Source organism: Sulfuriferula sp. GW1 (genome assembly GCF_047300855.1).
Taxonomy (GTDB): Bacteria; Pseudomonadota; Gammaproteobacteria; order Burkholderiales; family Sulfuriferulaceae; genus Sulfuriferula.
This window is the reverse complement of the sequence record NZ_CP170197.1, coordinates 1,141,263-1,158,827: the sequence shown is the minus strand read 5'-3', so window position 1 is coordinate 1,158,827 and position 17,565 is coordinate 1,141,263. Positions and strand designations below refer to the sequence as shown.

Annotated in this window: 22 protein-coding genes; 11 read left to right on the top strand and 11 right to left on the bottom strand. The window is 57.9% G+C overall.

Features of this window, described 5'->3' with window-relative positions; genetic code table 11:
- Positions 1 to 35: 35 nt before the first annotated feature.
- From ACFDAU_RS05810 to ACFDAU_RS05800, 3 genes are all read right to left on the bottom strand, one after another.
- Positions 36 to 1,418 carry an FAD-binding oxidoreductase gene (locus ACFDAU_RS05810; protein WP_413439058.1) on the bottom strand — a complete coding sequence of 461 codons (1,383 nt, stop codon included), beginning with the start codon at positions 1,416 to 1,418 and terminating at the stop codon, positions 36 to 38.
- Between the two features lie 106 nt (positions 1,419 to 1,524).
- Positions 1,525 to 2,067 (bottom strand): hypothetical protein, encoded by a 543-nt coding sequence (locus ACFDAU_RS05805; RefSeq protein ID WP_413439057.1) that lies wholly within the window; start codon positions 2,065 to 2,067, stop codon positions 1,525 to 1,527.
- The gene (locus ACFDAU_RS05800) at positions 2,064 to 2,486 is read right to left on the bottom strand and encodes an SseB family protein (protein ID WP_413439056.1); all 423 of its coding nucleotides are present in this window, start codon (positions 2,484 to 2,486) and stop codon (positions 2,064 to 2,066) included. Before ACFDAU_RS05800 ends, ACFDAU_RS05805 begins: the two co-directional genes overlap by 4 nt.
- A 131-nt stretch (positions 2,487 to 2,617) precedes the next feature.
- Between ACFDAU_RS05800 and ACFDAU_RS05795 the strand changes: the two genes are divergently transcribed.
- From ACFDAU_RS05795 to ACFDAU_RS05780, 4 genes are read left to right on the top strand one after another with little or no spacing between them, the layout of a single operon-like run.
- The gene (locus ACFDAU_RS05795; protein WP_413439055.1) at positions 2,618 to 3,034 is read left to right on the top strand and encodes a hypothetical protein; all 417 of its coding nucleotides are present in this window, start codon (positions 2,618 to 2,620) and stop codon (positions 3,032 to 3,034) included.
- 19 nt (positions 3,035 to 3,053) lie between these two features.
- The gene (nth, locus tag ACFDAU_RS05790; RefSeq protein ID WP_413439054.1) at positions 3,054 to 3,689 is read left to right on the top strand and encodes an endonuclease III; all 636 of its coding nucleotides are present in this window, start codon (positions 3,054 to 3,056) and stop codon (positions 3,687 to 3,689) included.
- 1 nt (position 3,690) lies between these two features.
- Positions 3,691 to 4,782: an FIST C-terminal domain-containing protein gene (locus ACFDAU_RS05785; RefSeq protein WP_413439053.1), complete on the top strand. Its 1,092-nt coding sequence runs from the start codon at positions 3,691 to 3,693 to the stop codon at positions 4,780 to 4,782.
- Complete coding sequence (locus ACFDAU_RS05780) at positions 4,775 to 5,206, top strand: DUF1841 family protein (protein WP_413439052.1); 432 nt, start codon at positions 4,775 to 4,777, stop codon at positions 5,204 to 5,206. The genes ACFDAU_RS05785 and ACFDAU_RS05780 overlap by 8 nt, the downstream gene beginning before the upstream one ends.
- A 258-nt stretch (positions 5,207 to 5,464) precedes the next feature.
- On the opposite strand, the gene ACFDAU_RS05775 is transcribed toward ACFDAU_RS05780, so the two are convergent.
- Entirely contained in the window at positions 5,465 to 6,199 is a 735-nt protein-coding gene (locus ACFDAU_RS05775) for an SDR family oxidoreductase (RefSeq protein WP_413439051.1), read from the bottom strand.
- 104 nt (positions 6,200 to 6,303) lie between these two features.
- Here ACFDAU_RS05775 and ACFDAU_RS05770 point away from each other — a divergent pair, with 104 nt between their 5' ends.
- Positions 6,304 to 7,215, top strand: coding sequence for a LysR substrate-binding domain-containing protein (locus tag ACFDAU_RS05770; RefSeq protein WP_413439050.1), 912 nt, complete (start codon positions 6,304 to 6,306; stop codon positions 7,213 to 7,215).
- Between the two features lie 300 nt (positions 7,216 to 7,515).
- Here ACFDAU_RS05770 and ACFDAU_RS05765 read toward each other — a convergent pair whose 3' ends face one another.
- Both ACFDAU_RS05765 and ACFDAU_RS05760 read right to left on the bottom strand, forming a co-directional pair.
- Complete coding sequence (locus ACFDAU_RS05765) at positions 7,516 to 7,842, bottom strand: c-type cytochrome (protein WP_413439049.1); 327 nt, start codon at positions 7,840 to 7,842, stop codon at positions 7,516 to 7,518.
- Between the two features lie 20 nt (positions 7,843 to 7,862).
- Positions 7,863 to 8,183: a c-type cytochrome gene (locus ACFDAU_RS05760; protein ID WP_413439048.1), complete on the bottom strand. Its 321-nt coding sequence runs from the start codon at positions 8,181 to 8,183 to the stop codon at positions 7,863 to 7,865.
- Positions 8,184 to 8,409: 226 nt separating this feature from the next.
- Between ACFDAU_RS05760 and ACFDAU_RS05755 the strand changes: the two genes are divergently transcribed.
- The 6 genes from ACFDAU_RS05755 (at position 8,410) to ACFDAU_RS05730 (ending at position 11,816) form a co-directional block, all read left to right on the top strand.
- Positions 8,410 to 8,970, top strand: a complete 561-nt coding sequence (locus tag ACFDAU_RS05755; protein WP_413439047.1) for a cob(I)yrinic acid a,c-diamide adenosyltransferase — start codon at positions 8,410 to 8,412, stop codon at positions 8,968 to 8,970.
- Positions 8,971 to 8,981: 11 nt separating this feature from the next.
- Positions 8,982 to 9,389: an NfeD family protein gene (locus ACFDAU_RS05750; protein WP_413439046.1), complete on the top strand. Its 408-nt coding sequence runs from the start codon at positions 8,982 to 8,984 to the stop codon at positions 9,387 to 9,389.
- A 14-nt stretch (positions 9,390 to 9,403) separates the two neighbouring features.
- Complete coding sequence (locus tag ACFDAU_RS05745) at positions 9,404 to 10,318, top strand: SPFH domain-containing protein (RefSeq protein WP_413439045.1); 915 nt, start codon at positions 9,404 to 9,406, stop codon at positions 10,316 to 10,318.
- 67 nt (positions 10,319 to 10,385) lie between these two features.
- Positions 10,386 to 10,799 (top strand): DUF4260 domain-containing protein, encoded by a 414-nt coding sequence (locus tag ACFDAU_RS05740; RefSeq protein WP_413439044.1) that lies wholly within the window; start codon positions 10,386 to 10,388, stop codon positions 10,797 to 10,799.
- Positions 10,800 to 10,802: 3 nt separating this feature from the next.
- Positions 10,803 to 11,369 (top strand): NADPH-dependent FMN reductase, encoded by a 567-nt coding sequence (locus ACFDAU_RS05735; RefSeq protein ID WP_413439043.1) that lies wholly within the window; start codon positions 10,803 to 10,805, stop codon positions 11,367 to 11,369.
- A 15-nt stretch (positions 11,370 to 11,384) separates the two neighbouring features.
- Positions 11,385 to 11,816 (top strand): YiiD C-terminal domain-containing protein, encoded by a 432-nt coding sequence (locus ACFDAU_RS05730; RefSeq protein ID WP_413439042.1) that lies wholly within the window; start codon positions 11,385 to 11,387, stop codon positions 11,814 to 11,816.
- A 55-nt stretch (positions 11,817 to 11,871) separates the two neighbouring features.
- On the opposite strand, the gene ACFDAU_RS05725 is transcribed toward ACFDAU_RS05730, so the two are convergent.
- From ACFDAU_RS05725 to ovoA, 5 genes are all read right to left on the bottom strand, one after another.
- On the bottom strand, positions 11,872 to 13,107 hold the full coding sequence (locus tag ACFDAU_RS05725) for a hypothetical protein (RefSeq protein WP_413439041.1): 1,236 nt from the start codon (positions 13,105 to 13,107) through the stop codon (positions 11,872 to 11,874).
- Complete coding sequence (locus ACFDAU_RS05720) at positions 13,104 to 13,601, bottom strand: thioredoxin family protein (protein WP_413439040.1); 498 nt, start codon at positions 13,599 to 13,601, stop codon at positions 13,104 to 13,106. Before ACFDAU_RS05720 ends, ACFDAU_RS05725 begins: the two co-directional genes overlap by 4 nt.
- 131 nt (positions 13,602 to 13,732) lie before the next feature.
- On the bottom strand, positions 13,733 to 14,170 hold the full coding sequence (locus tag ACFDAU_RS05715) for a DUF3617 domain-containing protein (protein WP_413439039.1): 438 nt from the start codon (positions 14,168 to 14,170) through the stop codon (positions 13,733 to 13,735).
- Positions 14,171 to 14,201: 31 nt separating this feature from the next.
- Positions 14,202 to 15,389, bottom strand: coding sequence for a MalY/PatB family protein (locus ACFDAU_RS05710; RefSeq protein WP_413439038.1), 1,188 nt, complete (start codon positions 15,387 to 15,389; stop codon positions 14,202 to 14,204).
- Positions 15,371 to 17,482 (bottom strand): 5-histidylcysteine sulfoxide synthase, encoded by a 2,112-nt coding sequence (gene ovoA, locus ACFDAU_RS05705; protein ID WP_413439507.1) that lies wholly within the window; start codon positions 17,480 to 17,482, stop codon positions 15,371 to 15,373. Before ovoA ends, ACFDAU_RS05710 begins: the two co-directional genes overlap by 19 nt.
- Between the last annotated feature and the right edge of the window lie 83 nt (positions 17,483 to 17,565).

The window sequence follows — 17,565 nt, the reverse complement described above, 5'->3', positions numbered from 1 at the left end:
ACGGCGGTATTGTAAACAGTTTGCCGCAACAATTTTCACGGTGGAAGGAGCTTTCCGGGGTTGAGCAGGCCCTGCGGATCGAATTGCGCCTTGATTAAACGCATCATTTCCAGACTGGCCGCATTAATCTCCATACTGACATAATCGCGCTTTTCACTGCCGATACCATGCTCGCCCGACAACGTCCCGCCCAGTTCCAATACCTGGGAAAATAATTCCCGCAAAGCCAGCCGGGCATTTTTCATCTGTTGCGAGTCAGCCGGATTCACCATGATATTGACATGCAGATTGCCGTTTCCTGCATGACCAAAGCTGACGATGGGCAATGCAAGGCGCTCAGCCAAGCGGTCAATATAGCCGACCAGTTCAGCCAGACGCGATACCGGGACCACCACGTCCTCATTGATTTTCAACGGTGCGATGCGCTTCACCGCATGCGACAGCGATCTGCGCGCCTGCCACAATCGGGCAACCTCTGCGGGATTGTCCGCCTCTAGCAATTCGAGCATGCCATTGCCCTGCAGCGCGGTTTTCAGCGCACTGATCTGGCGCGGCAGATCGCTCGCAGCGCCATCGGCTTCCACCATCAGCAACGCCTCTGTACCGTCAGGCAAGCCGGCCGCCGCACCCGCCGCCTGGATCGCCAGAAGGGAACGCTGATCCATGAACTCCAGCGCGCACGGCACCACCGTCTGGTTCATTACCCGCGCCACGGCGGCGCACGCATCCAGATTGGTCGCATAACACACACGCAAAGTGGCGCGTGCTTCAGGTGCGGGTAACAGTTTGAGCGTGGCTTCGGTAATCAGCCCCAGCGTGCCTTCCGATCCCACCAGCAGGCGCGTGAGGTCATAGCCGGTCACGCCCTTGGTGGTCCGGCAGCCGGTACGCAGTTCCGCGCCGCTACCGGCCACGGCACGCAGCCCCAGCACATAGTCGCGCGTCACGCCATATTTCACTGCGCGCGGTCCGGCTGCATTCATCGCCAGATTTCCGCCGATTTGGCAGTAGGGTGAACTGCCCGGGTCAGGCGGGTAGAACAAGCCATGCGCACGCGCGGCAAGTTCGATGTCCGCCGTCACCACACCGGGCTGCACCACCATGTAGCGGTCGGCTGGATTGAATTCAAGAATGGCGTCCATGCACTCGAAACTCACCACCGCACTACCCGGGGCAGGCAGCGCACCCCCCACGTTGCCCGAGCCTGCGCCGCGCGCCACCAGCGCAATATGGTGGGCAAGCGCCACGCGCATCAGCGCGGCGACGTGTTCATGGCTGACGGGAAACAATACCGCGTCAGGCAAACAGGAGCGGGGAGTTTCGTCGTGACTGTACAGCGCCAGGGTCGCCGCGTCGGTGAAGACGCGCTCGGCAGACAGCGCTGTGGTGAAATCCGCCAGTGCAGCAGGGGGTAACATGGGCACCTCTAAAAATTCAAAATTCTAGGCGAGACAAGGCGCGATAAAAATTTTGTAGCAACGCCGTATCGCAACGAAGCTTGAATTTTTAGCGGTGCCCACATCGTTAATTCTCGCTTTCGGCGGCTTCCGACAGCCACGCATCCTTGAGCATGGCATCGCTATCGGGATAACGCGCATAGGCTTGCTTCACCAGCGCATCGTAGTCAAAGCGCGAATACGGCAACTGGGTCTGCTCCTGCAATGTATGGCGCATCGCCTGGGTCATCGCCGGCCCCATGCCCACCACGCGCTTGGCCTGGATAATCCCGTTGCTGGCGTCCACCAGCGTCATTTGCACGCGCGCACGGTCGCCGGGCGGATTGACCGGCACGGCCTGCTCGTCCGGGCGCAACTGGTGCACGTTATAAGCCACGTCCGACCACTCGCATACATCTTCTATTCGATACAACAGAAACAGCACCGGTTGCTGAACATACAGTGCAAACTCGACCGGCTGGGTACGGAACCCGCTCACTTCTTCGGGCGTCGGGTTGGTCCAGAACAGCACCAGATCATGCACACCATCGCGATAGCAATACTGGGTTGCTTCCGAGTAAATGGTGTGATCGGGTGAATATTTCTCCCCCACTTGGCGTGTACCCATCATGCCTCCGGCGGCAAACTCGCCATCAAATCCGCGACCATTTCCGGCTCCAGATCGAAACCTGCTTCCAGCCCCGGGTTCAACGCGATGCCGGCAGGCGCGCCCATTTTTCGCAATACCCAGGAAAATTCGGTAAGCAGCCCCCCGCCAAACCCGGGATAGTGCTCGACGAATGTCTTGGCGCGTTCCGGGCTGGTGAACAGCACCAGCACCTTGGTTCCAGCCTCATCCTCAATCACCAGTGGCTGGGCGCGTGTGCTGCGCTGAAAGCCCTTGATCTCGTTTGTTTCGTCTTCGACCGGCATGAATATTTGCGCATCCATCAGGTAATGGATGAAATCATCGCCCGAAACGCTGCCATCCAGCGCACACTGCAGCTGTTTTTCCAAATCGTTTTTAGGTTCAAAAGTGCCTTGATTCATTGGACTAGCTCAGAAAGTGACCTTAGAAGTGTAGCGCAATTCGGCAACCGGGCGTATCTCGACTGGCATCACGCGCCGATTTTTCTTAGAATAGCGGTCTTCATCGATTATTTGATTCAGAGGAACCAGGCATGTCCGGACATTTCCCTTTCAGCGGCAATACCAATCGCGTCAGCGTGTTCGGTTTTTACGAGCGCTACAATCTCAATCCTGCCATGCAGGAAAAATATTACAAGTGGTGGTATGACTGGGCCAAGAATTTTGTCATGGCGGACGCCGACCTCAAGGCTGTCAAAGGGATGGAGTTCTCTCACTATCCGTTCGGCCAGCACTCGCATGTGGATTTCCACCTGCGCCAGGGTGCCTGGACCACAGCGCTGATCGATCTGGGCGGATTCATCAAGGGCACGATTTTCCCCAAGCTGTCCGACGAGCAGATGCACAAGCTCGACGAAGACCATCACCACATGCTGCACGCGCTGGAAGAAGAAGCCAAGGCAACACCGCGTCCGCCGCAGCCTGAGCTCGGCTGGTTCCGCCACACCTGATGCACCCCGGCTACGCCGGATGAACGCTGCCAAACGCCGCGAAATTTTTGCACGCTTCGCGGCGGCCAATCCCCATCCCACCACCGAGCTGGAATACACCACCCCGTTCGAACTGCTGGTGGCGGTGGTATTGTCGGCGCAAGCCACCGACAAGAGCGTCAACCTCGCCACGCGCATCCTGTTTCCGCACGCCAACACCCCCGCTGCACTGCTTGCGCTGGGCCAGGTGGGGCTGGAAAAATACATCCAGCGCATCGGTTTGTACAAGAGCAAGGCCAAGCACCTGATCGAAACCTGCCGTATCCTGCTCGAGCAGCACAACGGTGAAGTGCCCACCACCCGTGCGGCGCTTGAAGGCTTGCCCGGCGTCGGGCGCAAAACCGCCAATGTGCTGCTCAATACCGCATTTGGCGAAGCGGTCATGGCGGTCGATACGCATATTTTCCGTGTCGCCAATCGGATTCCGCTGGCCCCCGGCAAAACCGTACTCGAAGTCGAGCACAAGCTGATGAAGAATATCCCGCGCGAATACCTGCAGGACGCCCACCACTGGCTGATTTTGCATGGCCGTTATATCTGCAAGGCGCGCAAACCCGATTGCCCGCATTGCCTGATTGCCGACCTGTGCGAATATCCGCAGAAAACGGCGGGCTGACATGAGCGTCGCCACCGGCCTCGCCATCGGCAACACGCCGACCTCCGACCTCGCCACCCAGGCGGTGGCGCAGGCCATGCAGCGTGCCGGCATCAGCCATCCCAACAGCGTGCTGTTGTTTTTGTCTGCCGATTTCGCCCACGATCCGCAACCCGCCCTGCTCGCTGCCTCGCGCCAGAGCCAGTGCATGCAGATTGTCGGGTGCAGCGCAGCGGGGATCTTTACCGAGCAGGACTGGGTGCTGGATTCGCCCGCGGCGGCGGCCATGGTGTTTGGCGGCGAGCTGAGTTTGAGTGCGGTGCATACCCCCGCGGACGACGACCTGATACTCGCCCTCACCGCGCCCAATGCGATTGACACCAACTGGATCAGCGCACCCGGCCAGCGCCTCGGCGCCGTATCGGGCGATGCCACCGGACGCGGCCCGTACAAGGTATGGAGCGGCGGCAAAGTTTGCGCCAGCGGACGCTGCGAGATGACCCTGCAGGGCGTGCGCGGGATGATGGGCGTATCGCAGGGCATCCGTGCGCTGACCGCCCCGACCGAAGTCACCCAGGTCAATGGCTTCGACCTGCTCAGTCTGGGGCGTCAGTCGGCACTCAATGTACTGGCGCGCGAACTGCCGCTGGAAGTGCGCGAACTCGACCGCATCCCGCTGCATCTCATCATGGCGGCAGTCACCTTCGGCGAACCGTCCACGGCATTTTTTGAAGGCCGCTACCGTCTGGTGCAAGTCATTGCCACCAACCCGGACGACCGCTCGGTGACCTTGTCCGCACGCCTCAACGAGGGCGATAAAGTATTCTGGGCGCTGCGCCAGCCGCTGGCCGCCGAACGCAATATGCGCGTCACGCTGGATCGTACCGAACAACTGCTGGCCGCCACGCCCCAATTCGGCCTGATGTTTTCCTCGATGGGGCGCGGGCCGTCATTCTATGGCGGCATGGATCGCGATCTGCAATTGCTGACCGCGCGTTATCCGGACATGCCGCTGATTGGCTTCTACGGCAATGGCGAAATCGGCTGGCTCAATTCAGCCAATCAACTGCTGCAATATTCCACTGTATTTGGACTGTTTACCGACCATGTTTAACCCCAGCCGCGACGACGCGCGCCGCTTCTTTTTTGACACCTGGCGCAAATACCGCGCACAGCAGCCTCTTGAAGGGTTGGAAACAACCGTGCTCGACACCCTGCTGGCGCACCCCGAATACCATGCCCTGCTCGATCAGCCCGGACGCTATCTGGAACGCGACTACCCGCCCGAATTCGGCGAAACCAACCCGTTCCTGCATCTGTCCATGCACCTGGCCATCGCCGAACAACTCGGCATCGACCAGCCTCCCGGTATCCGTGCGCACTACCAGGCCCTGCTGGAAAAAACCGGCGACGCCATGCACGCGCAGCATGAAATCATGGACTGCCTGGCCGAGATGATTTGGCAAGCACAGCGCCATGGCACAGCATTTGATCCGCTGATTTATTTTGCCTGTCTGGATAAAAAACAGGGGAAATAATAAAAACTGGGGCAGCTAAATCTGCTGAAAAAGTCGGCAGTCCATCCACTAACCTAATCAAAGCGTTGCTAACCTAAGCCGCGTAGCGTTGCAGGTTTATTCAATAACACCCATTCTCTATCCACTACAAAAGTCTTCATTTCGGCCTAAGTGGCCGGTGGGCAATTTAAAATGGACATCAGCATAGATACGACAAGAGAGGCTGGTGCACGCGTAGCGTGTGGCAGCCCCGTTGCTAGCAATCGTTATGTGCAGAAGTTAGACGAAGCGACCGCCGCCGTCGATGTGGAGGACTTCGGCATTCATATAGCCGTTACTGAGTAGGAAGGTGATCGCCTCTCCAACTTCATCCGCGCGCCCGGCTCGACCGACCGGCAATTGCTCCGCCGCTTGTGCGAATATCGCCGCCCGACCTTCAGGGCCGAAAACATCGAACAGTGACGTATCAATGAGGCCTGGTGCGATGACATTGACGCGAATGGGCTTTAGTTCGAGAGCGAGCGAGCGCGCGAGCGCCTCTATACCACGAACTGCCGCCGCTGTGATCGAGGCGCCATGGGCGGGGGGACGGTCCGAATACTGTCCGCCCATTAACACGATTGATCCGGTTGGTGGCATTGAGGGTAACGCGGCCTTGATGGCATAAACAGCTCCTGCTATACGTTGTTGGATCTCGACGAGCAATTGATCCGGACCGGAATCGGCCAGCTTACCCACGTGCAAGCCACCGGCAGTAATCACAAGGTGATCTACCCGCGTCATACCGTTAAATACAGCCTCGACGCTTTTTCGTTCTGCAATATCGGCGATTGCCGTTTGCGCGCCCCCGATTTTGCGGGCGGCAGCCTCAAGCTTTGCTGGCGTTCGACCTATAAGGGTGACAATTGCTCCTTTGGCTTTTGCAGCCACCGCTGTTGCCAAGCCAATACCGGAGCTTCCGCCGAATACAACGACATGTGCGCCGTTAAGGGGTGTTTGCGTGCTGATGTCCATGTGGTTTCCTTGATGAGCGAGTGCGACAGAGCAGACATTACGCTATTCCAAATCACCACTGAACATGGGATTATTGAATATAACTTATTCCATAAAGGAATGACTTGGACTCACTTCAATCCATGCGACTCTTCACGCGCGCTGTCGAGTTAGGCAGCTTTTCAGCAGTCGCCCGAGAGGAAAACACCAGCCAGCCCACTGTGAGCAAGATGATTGCTGCGCTGGAGCAACACTTGCGGGTTCGGCTGCTCGAAAGAACAACCACCAGTTTGACGCTCACAGAGGAAGGCAAGCGGTTTTACGAACGAAGCAAGCGGCTAATTGAGGAATATGCCGATGCCGTGGCAGATGCCCGAGGGCAAACGCACATGTTTGTCGGTGCATTGCGGATAAATGCGCCAGTGGGTTTGGGTGAGTTACGTCTGAACGCGTTAATTCTCGAATTTCTGGCGAAATACCCCGAGATCGAAATCGAATTGATTCTCAACGATCGCATGATTGACCTCGTTGAGGAAGGCGTTGACGTGGCCATACGGCTTGGAGGTGAACTTCCCCCCAACGTCATTGCCCGCAATATTGCGTTTTCGCCACGTGTACTGGTTGCAACGAGAGAGTATGTCGAACGCGCCCCCAAGATCAACAAGCCTGAGGACTTAGCACAGCACGAGTATTTTCGCTTTGCTGGGTTAGCCTTCGAAAGCCGGTTGGAATTTTCCAACAATACCGAGAAAGTCATTGTCCTGACCAAGGGACGCTTTCGCGTGAACAGCTCGCTAGCTTTGCGCGAGTGTTTTCTTGAAGGAAAAGGATTGGGTAGTGCTCCCGCTTGGCTTGTCCAGGATCTTATCGACACGGGAGATCTGATTCGATTACTCCAAAACTGGCAAATGATGCCTCAGCAAGCTCACCTGGTCTATCCGTCTCGCAAATACCAACCGCAGAGGACCCGAGCCTTGCTTCAGTTCATGGCGGAAAGAATCCCGAAGCTGCCTGGATTTCATGCGCCGGTTTCCTAGCGGGTACTATGTCCGACAACCCGGCGCACGTTACAACATTTGCAACCGTCCACATTGGCCGAGGAGCCGACCTTCATGGCCTCTGAAACATTCAATCCCCAGTGAAAGTCCGGTGCTTACCTGAGTTGTGAAGCAATGGAAAACGCGGTCCTCGATAAGATTTTTGAAGACCATAAAAGCACCCCATAACGCTTTTAAGCTACGGGGCACGGTATAGAAAACCTCCGCAGACTAAGCAACCGCCCAGATAAAAAGGCGATGGAACATCCATCGCCTTTTTCATTCCGCAGCACACTTATTTTAGCGTTTCAGCGTCAGCCCTTTCTGGCTGCCGAAATACGCTGCCAGATCCGCCATGTCCTGTTCCGACAGGTTGGTCACCTGACCGGACATGACGGCGTTTTTGCGCTCGCCGGATTTGTATTCGGTCAACGCCTGGTACAGGTAATCCGGATGCTGTCCTGCCAGACGCGGGAACATCGCCGCCTGGCTGTTGCCATCCGCGCCGTGGCAGGCTGCGCAAGTTGTCGATTTTGCCTTGCCCCGTGCGGCATTTCCGTCCGGTACTGCCCACGCCTGTGCGCTTGCCACCATCCCCAGCAGCGCCAAAATTGCCAGATGCTTCATTGTGTCATCCTCTCTTTTGTTTATTTGCCTTCTGAGTAATAGGCGGCCAGATCTTCCATGTCCTGGTCCGTCAGACTCGCCGCAATCGCCCGCATGGTAGCAAAGCTGCGTTCGCCGTTTTTGTATTCCTTGAGCGCGGCGACGATGTAGTCGGCGTGTTGGCCGCCCAGATACGGCACGCTGTACACGGTTGGGTAAGCGGTACGCCAGCCGGCAATGCCGTGACAACCGATACACATGGAGTTTTTGTTTTTTCCGGCAACCGGGTCACCGGCTGCATGGACGACGGGTGCCAGACATACGCTCAGCGCAACCAGGCTGAATAACAGACTTGTTTTCATGCTCTCCTCACTCTTTATGGATGTGAACTCCAGTCGTCCATACATTTTTTGTATATCTGACCGCTTTTTATTTATGGTGTCTCTGTGGACCCTTGCCTTGCTTTTTTAGCCAAGCCATTGTATGCACACTGAGGCTGGCTGGCAACATCGGCTTGCTGGCGGCTGGACGGCAGCATCCGCATAACGGTAGCATGGCGCACACTCTTCACAAGCGGATCGATCAATCATGGGAAACCGGCTTTCCAAAATCACCACCCGTACAGGCGACGACGGCAGCACCGGTCTGGGCGACGGTTCGCGCACCCCCAAAGACGCTGCGCGCGTGGAAGCACTGGGCGACGTGGATGAGCTCAACAGCCAGATCGGCGTGCTGTTAGCCGAAGACCTGCCCGCGGATGTCAGCGCTTTGTTCAACGAGGTGCAACACGGTCTGTTCGACCTGGGCGGCGAGCTTTCCATCCCCGGTTATACAGCGATCACCGATGACCACCTCGCCGCGCTGGATGCGGCCATTGAGCACTACAATGCCGCGCTGCCGCCGCTGAAAGAATTCATCCTGCCCGCCGGTTCGCGCGCCGCTTCGCTGTGCCATGTGGCACGTACTGTATGCCGCCGTGCCGAACGCCGTGTAGTGACGCTGGCGCGCAATGAACCGGTATCGCCGCTGGCAGTGCAATACCTGAACCGCCTGTCCGACCTGCTGTTCATCCTGAGCCGCATTCTCAATCGCCATGCCGGGGGAACGGATGTGTGCTGGCAACCCAAACGCCACGCACCCGCTGAATAAGGAAAACGCCCATGCAGCCCATGACTTTCTGGTTCATTCTCGCCAGCGTGCTGATTGCGCTGGAAATCTTTACCGGCACCTTCTACCTGCTGGTGTTTGGTGTGGCAGCCGGGGCCGCGGGCTTTACCGCCCTGTACGGCTATCCGCTGGCCGCACAACTGGTCGTGGCGGCAGTGTTTGGCGTCATCGGTCTGGTCTGGTTGCGGCGCAGGCCAAAAATCGAGCGCCCTGCCGACGACGTCCTGGATATCGGCCAGGCCGTGGAAGTCAGCACATGGCTCGATAATAATACTGCGCGGGTACGCTATCGCGGCACGGAATGGGACGCCCGGCTCATGGAAGGCGAAACTGCCCAGCCGACACATTGCATCATCCGCGAAATCCGCGGCAACACGCTGATCCTGTCCGCCAAACCATAACCCGGAGACACCCTATGGAAATTGCACTGTTTTTTCTTATCGTCGTGGCAGCATTTGTCGCCAGCTCGATTAAGATTGTTCCCCAGCAAAATGCCTGGGTGGTCGAGCGGCTGGGGCGTTTTCATGGTGCGCTGCAACCCGGTCTCAATATTGTCATCCCGTTCATTGACCGCATCGCCTACAAGCACCTGCTCAAGGAAGTGCCGCTCGATGTCCAGCCGCAAGTCTGCATCACCAAGGACAATACCCAGGTGCAGATTGACGGTGTGATTTTCTATCAGGTCACCAATCCGCAGCTCGCCAGTTACGGCACGGCGGATTTCCAGATGGCCATCGTCCAACTTGCGCAAACCAGTCTGCGCTCCGAGTGCGGCAAGCGCGAACTCGACCGCCTGCTGGAAGAACGCAACGACATCAATCGCGCTGTCATCTCGGCGCTGGACGAAGCCAGCCCCAACTGGGGCGTCAAAGTACTGCGCTACGAAATCAAGGACATCACCCCGCCCGATGCCGTGTTGCGCTCCATGCAAACCCAGATCACCGCCGAGCGCGAGAAGCGCGCCATGGTCGCGCAATCGGAAGGCAAGCGGCAGCAAGAAATCAACCTGGCGGAAGGCGCCATGACCGCCGCCATCCGCGAATCCGAGGGCCAGAAACAGGCCGCCATCAATAACGCCCAGGGCCAGGCGGAAGCCATCCTGCTCACCGCTACCGCTACTGCCGAAGCGATCCGCAAAGTCGCTGCGGCACTGAGCGAACCGGGCGGCATGGAAGCGGTGAATTTGAAAGTGGCGGAAAAATACGTTGAGGCTTTCGGCAATATCGCCAAACAGGGAAATACCCTGATTCTGCCCGGCGATTTATCCAACATGGGTGCGCTGGTGGCCACGGCGATGAGCGTGGTGAAGCAACAGAAAATAGAAAGTTGAACCTGCCGAAAACTTTACTGGCGCAACTTGTTGCGCAAGCAACGCACTCCAATTGAAAGGTGAATTCATGCTTTCAGTATTCGAGAAACCCAACGTTCTACTCCGCCTGGAAGGGGGTGCCGTATTTGCCCTGGCCCTCGCTGTGTATTGGCAGCAATCGTTTAGCTGGCCGCTGTTCTGGTCAACAATATTAATCCCGGATTTAGCCATGCTCGGATATCTGGTGAATGCCCAGTTCGGCGCTCGGGCATACAACCTCACCCATTCAAAGTTATTGCCCGGCCTGCTGGGAATTTTTGCCATCTCTACGGGCAATGCACTATGCATGGCGCTGGCACTGATCTGGTTCGTGCATATCGGCATCGACCGCTTATTGGGTTATGGTTTGAAATATGCAGACGGCTTCAAATTAACTCATCTCGGCATCATCGGACGGGAAGAAGGCGAACCACGCGGACGCTACTTGCCGTGCGGTAAATAAGCATTGCGAACCACACAAATTCTTGCAATCTCAGGCAGCCTGCGCAAAGCATCGCTCAACACTGCCCTGCTACGCGCGGCCGCACGCTTGGCTCATCCCGGCATGCGCATCGAACTGTTTGGCGAACTCGGCGCGCTGCCGTTGTTCAACCCGGATATCGAAGCGACCGATCCGCCGGCCGTGGCGAATTTCCGGGCTCGTCTTCTGGCGGCAGACGGCGTTCTGATTGCCAGCCCCGAATACGCGCACGGCGTAACCGGTGCGATGAAAAATGCGCTGGACTGGATGGTGGGTTGCGAGACATTTGTAAACAAGCCGGTCGCCCTGCTCAATGCGTCACCGCGTGCTGTCCATGCGCAAGCTTCGCTCAAGGAAACCCTCGCCACCATGTCCGCCCGGATCGTTGACGAAGCTTCAATCACCGTACTCATTCTTGGTGCCAGGCTTGATGAAGCGGGAATTGCTTCCCATCCCGAAATTGCGGCGGCCCTGCGCGAGGCGCTCATGGCATTTCAGACGGCAATAGCTGGCTATCAAGCGGAAGATGCTAACGGGCAGGATAGAGCATGACGCGCCGTCACTGATATGCACGTTACCGACCTTGCCATCAACAAGATCATGGGAATGCGGTTTGCCGCCTCCGGCGATACGCATATTCTGGAAATGCCCGAATCCCCGCTGCTCCTTAATCATCTGGGCAGTATCCACGCAGGCGTGCAGTTTTCGCTGGCCGAGGCTTGCAGCGGGGCATTTCTACAACTTCATCTACCGAGCTGGCAGGATCAGGTCATGGCCGTTCTGCGCACATCCGAGGTGAAATTTCGCGCCCCGGCGCACGGCTGCCTGCGCGCTTCGGCTCAATTCGATGGCGCATCAGCCGAGGTGTTATCCAGGCAACTGGCCACGCGCGGTCGCGCACTCGCCTCCGTGCTGGTCGAGGTGTGCGATGCGCAACGCATCGTCACCATGAGCGGCAGTTATCAGTGGTTTTTACGGTTACAGCCCAAAGCGTCTTAACAAGTGCTGATGAAGCGAAACCCGTCAAGAATTGCAACGCTCCCTGTGAGCCTCGTCACTGCACCTTGAGATTATCCATCACTGCCCGGCCCATTTCGTAGCGCAGCCGGGTCGATCCATCCGCCGCCTGCTTTTCCAGCCAGACCAGATACAGATTGCCCTGGCTATCCATGGTGATGGAAGGGTCAGACTGCACACCCGCGCCTGCTGCGCCGGGGACGTTGGCATTGTCACTCCATCCCGAAGCGGTTGGCCAGGATAACCAGATATCCGGGGTGCCGTCCCGATTATCGTCCCAAACCACAGCCAGTTTTCCGCCCTGGTCGCTGGCAATCGCCGGGTGCCATTGCGGGATGTTGTCGCCGAAGCTGTCCTGCACCATCTGATTGGCGCCGAAATGTGCTCCGCCGTCTGTGCTGAACGCCGCGTAGACATCGTAGCCGGACAGAAAATCCCGCTTGTCGGACCACACCGCCGCCACCTTGGCGCCCGCTTGCGCTGCCAGCGCAACGCGCATGGCGCCCGTGCCCGGACCAACGCCAGCATTGCGTGCATCGCGCCGGGTTTCGTTCATCTGTACGGGTGCTGAGAATTTGGCGTCGCCAGCACTATGGCTATACATGATCGTCGTATGCCCCCTACGGCGATCCTCCCAGGCGATCGCCACACCTCCCGTTTGCAGGGCAGCGACGCTGGGAAAGAGTTGATCGCCCGACAATGGCGCGTTATCCACTAGCATAGCTTTACCTGGCGACAATTTGTCCGTACCCGGAACATAACCCAGCTTTTCGATATGGATACCCGAGTAGTGTCCATCACGTTGCGACCAGGCGGCCCACAGCCCGGCCTGGGCAGAGAACCCGACACTGGCATCGTTGCTGTCATGACCAGCCAGGTTGATGGGTTCACCCATCTGCGTGGCGCTTACAACCCGTGCATTGACGCCGCCATCTTCTTCCCAGGCCACCGCGAAACGGCCGTCGGGCAGGGAAACGATGCTGGGTTCAAATGCCTCCTTGCTGCCACTGATCTGCCGATCCGCCTCGAAGCCTTTGTTTGCGGAGTGTTTTACTGCCACATAGCAACGCGAAACGCCATCCCGGTTGTCTTCCCACACCACTGCGATCAAGGCCCCGGAAACCGCAATGCTCTTGCGGCCTGCGGCTTCCACATGATGGAACACCTTTGCGCCATGAACCGGCGTGACATCAACGGGTTGGTCGAACTGCCACGGCGCTGCCATTACTGCGGCCGGGAGCATAAAAACCGCGAGTGCCAGCGCACGGATCATGAAGATTTCCCGCCCAGAAACTGCAACAGCGTCTGGGTCTTGTAATAGCCCCCGTTCACGTAGCGGTCGAAATCCTTGAAATCCTGTATGGTTTTGAAACCGGGAATCTTGACGATTTCCTTGCCTTGCGGATCCAGAAATACAAATAAGGGGGTAGCGAAGGCATTGAAGCGCGCGCCCAGGTCAGCTTCCGTAATCCGTTCCCCGCTCGGCAATTTAAGGCGTTTGCCGCTTTCCGCATCGACGTAGACTAATACGTAGTGTTGGGTGTAGAGGCGATGGATATCCGGGTCGGAAAAACTTTCCTTGTTGGTCTTGGCACACCAACCGCACCCATAGCGGCCGAAATACAGGAATATCGGCTTGTTCTGCTGCTGCGCCAGTCGCAAGCCTTCACCATAAGAAACAAACGGGTAGTGGTCGGGTGGGTCGGCAAAAGCGGGGGCTGCGAAACAACCAGCAATCAACAACATTCCCAGCAACAGGCGTTTCATCTTGTTCTCCTCACAGCATAATTATGCGCATTACTCTACCGTAGTCACCGACAGCTTTCTATGGTTGATTCAGCGTCCAGCCGGAACAAGAAGCCCTGAAAAACGTGCTGCAAATCGCATGCGAGCAGGCGTCAGGGTGTGCAGGCACCGCTGCGGCGGCTGTCGTAATTGATTTTTATTTGTTCGGTCTGCCCGGCCGGTAGATCAATCACCGTGTTCAGAACGCCTGTGTAGCGGGTAGGGCTCAAGAAAGTGACCTCACCCATCCCATGCTCGCGCGATGAGCTTTGCGCGCAACTGAGCGTCCAACTCCATGTGTCTCCGCTACGCCGCGCCGACTGGATGGCGCACCCGTTCCGTAATATCTGCGGGATGAACTGGCTGGCGTTCTGCATGTCCGTTGCAGTCATGCAACGGGTTTGCACGCGATCGCCGCTGGGCGCGGCTACGCCGTTCATTTGCATCTGCATGTGCGTCGTCCACAAACCCGGTTCCAGATTGATGGGCGCGGCCACGCTGACGTGGCTGCCTGCCGCCAGCAGAAAGGTGGCAATAGCGGTGCGCAGCATGCGAATTCCCCTGGATTGCGTGATAAACAGTCTAGCTGGATAAAGCTTGCGCCTGACTGACACGCGCCAGTGCGGCGGCGATAACGTGACGCGGCGAGGCCAGATTCAGACGCATGTAGCCACTGCCGCCGGCGCCGAAAACCGTACCCGGGTTCATGCCCAGTTTGGCCTGATGAATAAAGAAATCGCGCAGCGCCGCATCACTCAATTGCATGTCGCGGCAATCGAGCCAGAGCAGATACGTGCCTTCAGGTGCAATCGCGCGGATACCGGACAGGTGCTGACGCACATAGTCGAGCACAAAATCGCGCGTATCCTTCAGGTAGGCCATGAGTGCATCAAGCCAGGCGGCACCTTCACGATAAGCGGCTTCGAATGCCACGATGCTGAACGGGTTGCTGGCGCTGACATGCTGGCTGGCGAACACTGCACCGATCGTGGCACGCAGTTCTGGGTCAGGGATGATCAGGCAGGATAATCCGAGACCGGGAATATTGAAGGTCTTGCTCGGTGCCACCGCGGTGATCAGGCTGTCGGACTCGTCCGCCAGGGTGGCCAGCACAGTGTGGTGCTGATCGGGATAGACGAGATCGGCGTGAATTTCATCGGATAGCACCACCAGCTTGTGCCGGCGCGCGATGTGCAGTATCTCGGCGAGTTCGTCGCGCTGCCAGACCCGTCCCACCGGGTTGTGCGGCGAACACAGCAACAGCAGTTTGGCGCCACTGGCAGCGCATCGCTCGAGGTGGTCGAAGTCAATCTGGTAACGGCCATCAGTCACGCGCAGGGGGGTTTCAACTAGGCGCCGTGCGCTGCTGGTCACCGCGGAAAAAAATGGGAAATACACCGGCGGCTGCACGATGACACCCTCGCCCGCTTGGGCAAAGGCCATCACCGCAGCGTGCAGGGACGGCACCACGCCGGGACACATGACGATCCATTCGCGCTTGACCGTCCAGCCATGGCGCTGCTGCATCCAGCCGATCAACGCGTCGTAGAGGGTGTCCGGATAACGCGTATAGCCATAGATGGGGTGCGCAGCGCGAGCCGCCAGTGCTGCGGTGACCGCGGGCGGAGCAGCGAAATCCATATCCGCCACCCATAACGGGGTCACGTCTGCGGTGCCGAAATACGCAATGCGACCATCGTATTTGACGCTGGCAGTGCCTTCACGCGAGATGGCCTGATCGAAGTCGAAGCTCACACTATGCGTTCCCACAGGGTCACTTCAGCCAGGGTGTGTTGAAACTTGCGCCGTGTTTCGCGGATCACGAAAGGCACATCCCGAGGTGCCTGCATCAGGCGGAAATGCTTGCCCAACATGGCTTTCAGGCCGTCCAGGGTGGTGAAATTCTCGCCGTCCTTTTTGTAGCCTCCTATCCAGTCCTCGCGCCGGGTGTGCTCCTCCAGCCAGGTATAGGGCGAACTCAGCATCAGGATTCCGCCCAGGTTGATGCGCTCATGCACGCTGGCGAGGAACTTGGCCGGGCTGTACAGACGGTCGATCAGATTGGCGGCAAGAATGAAATCGAAGCCGCTGAGGATGGGTTTGAGGTTGCAGGCATCGCCCTGCACAAAGGCCACCTTGCCGCGTAATCCATCCAGTCCCAAGTCAGCCAGGCGCCGGGTTTTGTACGACACCAGTTCGCCTTCATCCACCAGGGTGTAGCGCATGCTGCCCTGCTCGGCCAGTTGCACGCCGAGATTGATAAAACGCGCCGAAAAATCCACGCCGGTGACGTGCTCGAAATGCCGTGCCAGTTCGAACGTGGCACGCCCGGTCGCGCAGCCCAGATCAAGCGCGCTTCGGGCAGGTTTGACGCCCATGGCGCGGATGGCGATCTGTGCCAGCGTTCTGGGGAAATTGGGCACGCCGTAATATTCATCGCCATAGTGGAATTCGGCGTATTCGGAGAGCTGCTTGTCGCTCTCGTAGAACACATTCGGCGCGCTGGCAGGCGCATCGCTCACCACGTAACGGAACCCGGCATGCTGGAAGAAGTGGCGGCGGAAGGCATAGCGCGCGCTGCGCAACGACTCGTTGCCGCAGCTGATCCACGAGCCGCCCTTGATGAGGTTGTGGCGGCCATCGAAAGTAGGCGTGGTGAAGTCGTCATAAATCGGGTGGACTTCAAAACCTTCCAGCGGATAGATCGGGGTTTCCGTCCATTGCCAGACGTTGCCGACCACATCAAACAAATCGCCGTGGCGATAAGTCGTGACCGGGCACGCGGAGGCCCAGTGGTCGAGATGCAAATTGGCGCTGGCGGCCTGATCCGGGAGGACTTCTGCCACACCGGCAGTATCATACAGACGGTACCATTCATCCTCGGTGGGCAGGCGCACGGGTTGGCCGGTTTGTTGAGCTTTCCAGTTACAAAATGCCTTGGCCTCGTGGTAGTTGACTTCCACTGGCCAGTCCCATGGCATGGCTACCACTTCGGTCATCAAACGCAGGCGCCAGCCGCTGCCATCAACAAGCCAGAAGTTGGGGTGCTGCGCCTGACTGAAATTTTTCCAGCCGCGCCCTTCCTCTTCCCACCAGGCGTCTGTCTGGTAGCCGCCCGCTTCGACAAATCCCAGAAACTCGCGATTGCTGACCAGGTACTGGCTGGCCTGAAATTCGCTCACAACAACCTCGCGCAGGCCGTATTCGTTGTCCCAACCGTAGTGCGGATCTGATTTATCCTTGCCCAGGCGCACCGTACCCGCAGCTATCGGCACCAACGCATTGCGCGGCGGCTCGCCGGACAGCTTGCACGCCGCCCATGCCGCATGCGGCTGAACATAGGCCAGCGCATGCTGACGGATCAGTACCGAGGAGGTCTCCAGGTGGATGCGTTCGTGCTCGATGCCCATCACGATTGCCCACCACGGATGGTTCCAGTCGATTGGCAGGGTCAATGGGGCGCTGGCGATCACCTGATCCACCAGCGCGCGCACCTGGTCACGATAGGCCTGCAATTCGGCAACGCGCGGCCAGTCATAGTGGGTGTCGGAGAGATCATCCCAACTCATCTCGTCCACACCGACCGAGAATATGGATTCGAATCGGGGGTGGATGCGTTCGCTGATAAGTCCCACCAGCAATAACTTGTTGATGAAAAAAGTAGCGGTATGGCCGAAATAGAAAATCAGCGGGTGGCGCAACGGGATGGGTTTTTTGTAATACGCGTCGTCACTGGCGAGTGTCTCGAACAATTGCTCGTAGCGGTCAAAAGTGGTGTGGAAATAATCGCGGATTTCTGCACGCATGCGTTCCGGATCGCTGCCAACGAGGCAAGGTGTACGGGCAAACAGACTGCGATGCATTGGATCCAATTTTGTAATCTCGTTATTTGAGTGCTAAATATAAAAATAACTTGCCAGAGCATGGGAGACAAGTTTCAAATGAA

Coding starts and splice junctions, on each gene's coding strand:
- ACFDAU_RS05765 (WP_413439049.1), bottom strand. CDS start 7,842: ATGAAGCATCTGGCAATTTTGGCGCTGCTGGGGATGGTGGCAAGCGCA.
- ACFDAU_RS05755 (WP_413439047.1), top strand. CDS start 8,410: ATGGGAAACCGGCTTTCCAAAATCACCACCCGTACAGGCGACGACGGC.
- ACFDAU_RS05715 (WP_413439039.1), bottom strand. CDS start 14,170: ATGCTGCGCACCGCTATTGCCACCTTTCTGCTGGCGGCAGGCAGCCAC.
- ACFDAU_RS05795 (WP_413439055.1), top strand. CDS start 2,618: ATGTCCGGACATTTCCCTTTCAGCGGCAATACCAATCGCGTCAGCGTG.
- ovoA (WP_413439507.1), bottom strand. CDS start 17,482: ATGCATCGCAGTCTGTTTGCCCGTACACCTTGCCTCGTTGGCAGCGAT.
- ACFDAU_RS05805 (WP_413439057.1), bottom strand. CDS start 2,067: ATGATGGGTACACGCCAAGTGGGGGAGAAATATTCACCCGATCACACC.
- ACFDAU_RS05780 (WP_413439052.1), top strand. CDS start 4,775: ATGTTTAACCCCAGCCGCGACGACGCGCGCCGCTTCTTTTTTGACACC.
- ACFDAU_RS05740 (WP_413439044.1), top strand. CDS start 10,386: ATGCTTTCAGTATTCGAGAAACCCAACGTTCTACTCCGCCTGGAAGGG.
- ACFDAU_RS05720 (WP_413439040.1), bottom strand. CDS start 13,601: ATGAAACGCCTGTTGCTGGGAATGTTGTTGATTGCTGGTTGTTTCGCA.
- ACFDAU_RS05810 (WP_413439058.1), bottom strand. CDS start 1,418: ATGTTACCCCCTGCTGCACTGGCGGATTTCACCACAGCGCTGTCTGCC.
- ACFDAU_RS05750 (WP_413439046.1), top strand. CDS start 8,982: ATGCAGCCCATGACTTTCTGGTTCATTCTCGCCAGCGTGCTGATTGCG.
- ACFDAU_RS05745 (WP_413439045.1), top strand. CDS start 9,404: ATGGAAATTGCACTGTTTTTTCTTATCGTCGTGGCAGCATTTGTCGCC.
- ACFDAU_RS05785 (WP_413439053.1), top strand. CDS start 3,691: ATGAGCGTCGCCACCGGCCTCGCCATCGGCAACACGCCGACCTCCGAC.
- ACFDAU_RS05730 (WP_413439042.1), top strand. CDS start 11,385: ATGCACGTTACCGACCTTGCCATCAACAAGATCATGGGAATGCGGTTT.
- ACFDAU_RS05760 (WP_413439048.1), bottom strand. CDS start 8,183: ATGAAAACAAGTCTGTTATTCAGCCTGGTTGCGCTGAGCGTATGTCTG.
- ACFDAU_RS05725 (WP_413439041.1), bottom strand. CDS start 13,107: ATGATCCGTGCGCTGGCACTCGCGGTTTTTATGCTCCCGGCCGCAGTA.
- ACFDAU_RS05800 (WP_413439056.1), bottom strand. CDS start 2,486: ATGAATCAAGGCACTTTTGAACCTAAAAACGATTTGGAAAAACAGCTG.
- nth (WP_413439054.1), top strand. CDS start 3,054: ATGAACGCTGCCAAACGCCGCGAAATTTTTGCACGCTTCGCGGCGGCC.
- ACFDAU_RS05775 (WP_413439051.1), bottom strand. CDS start 6,199: ATGGACATCAGCACGCAAACACCCCTTAACGGCGCACATGTCGTTGTA.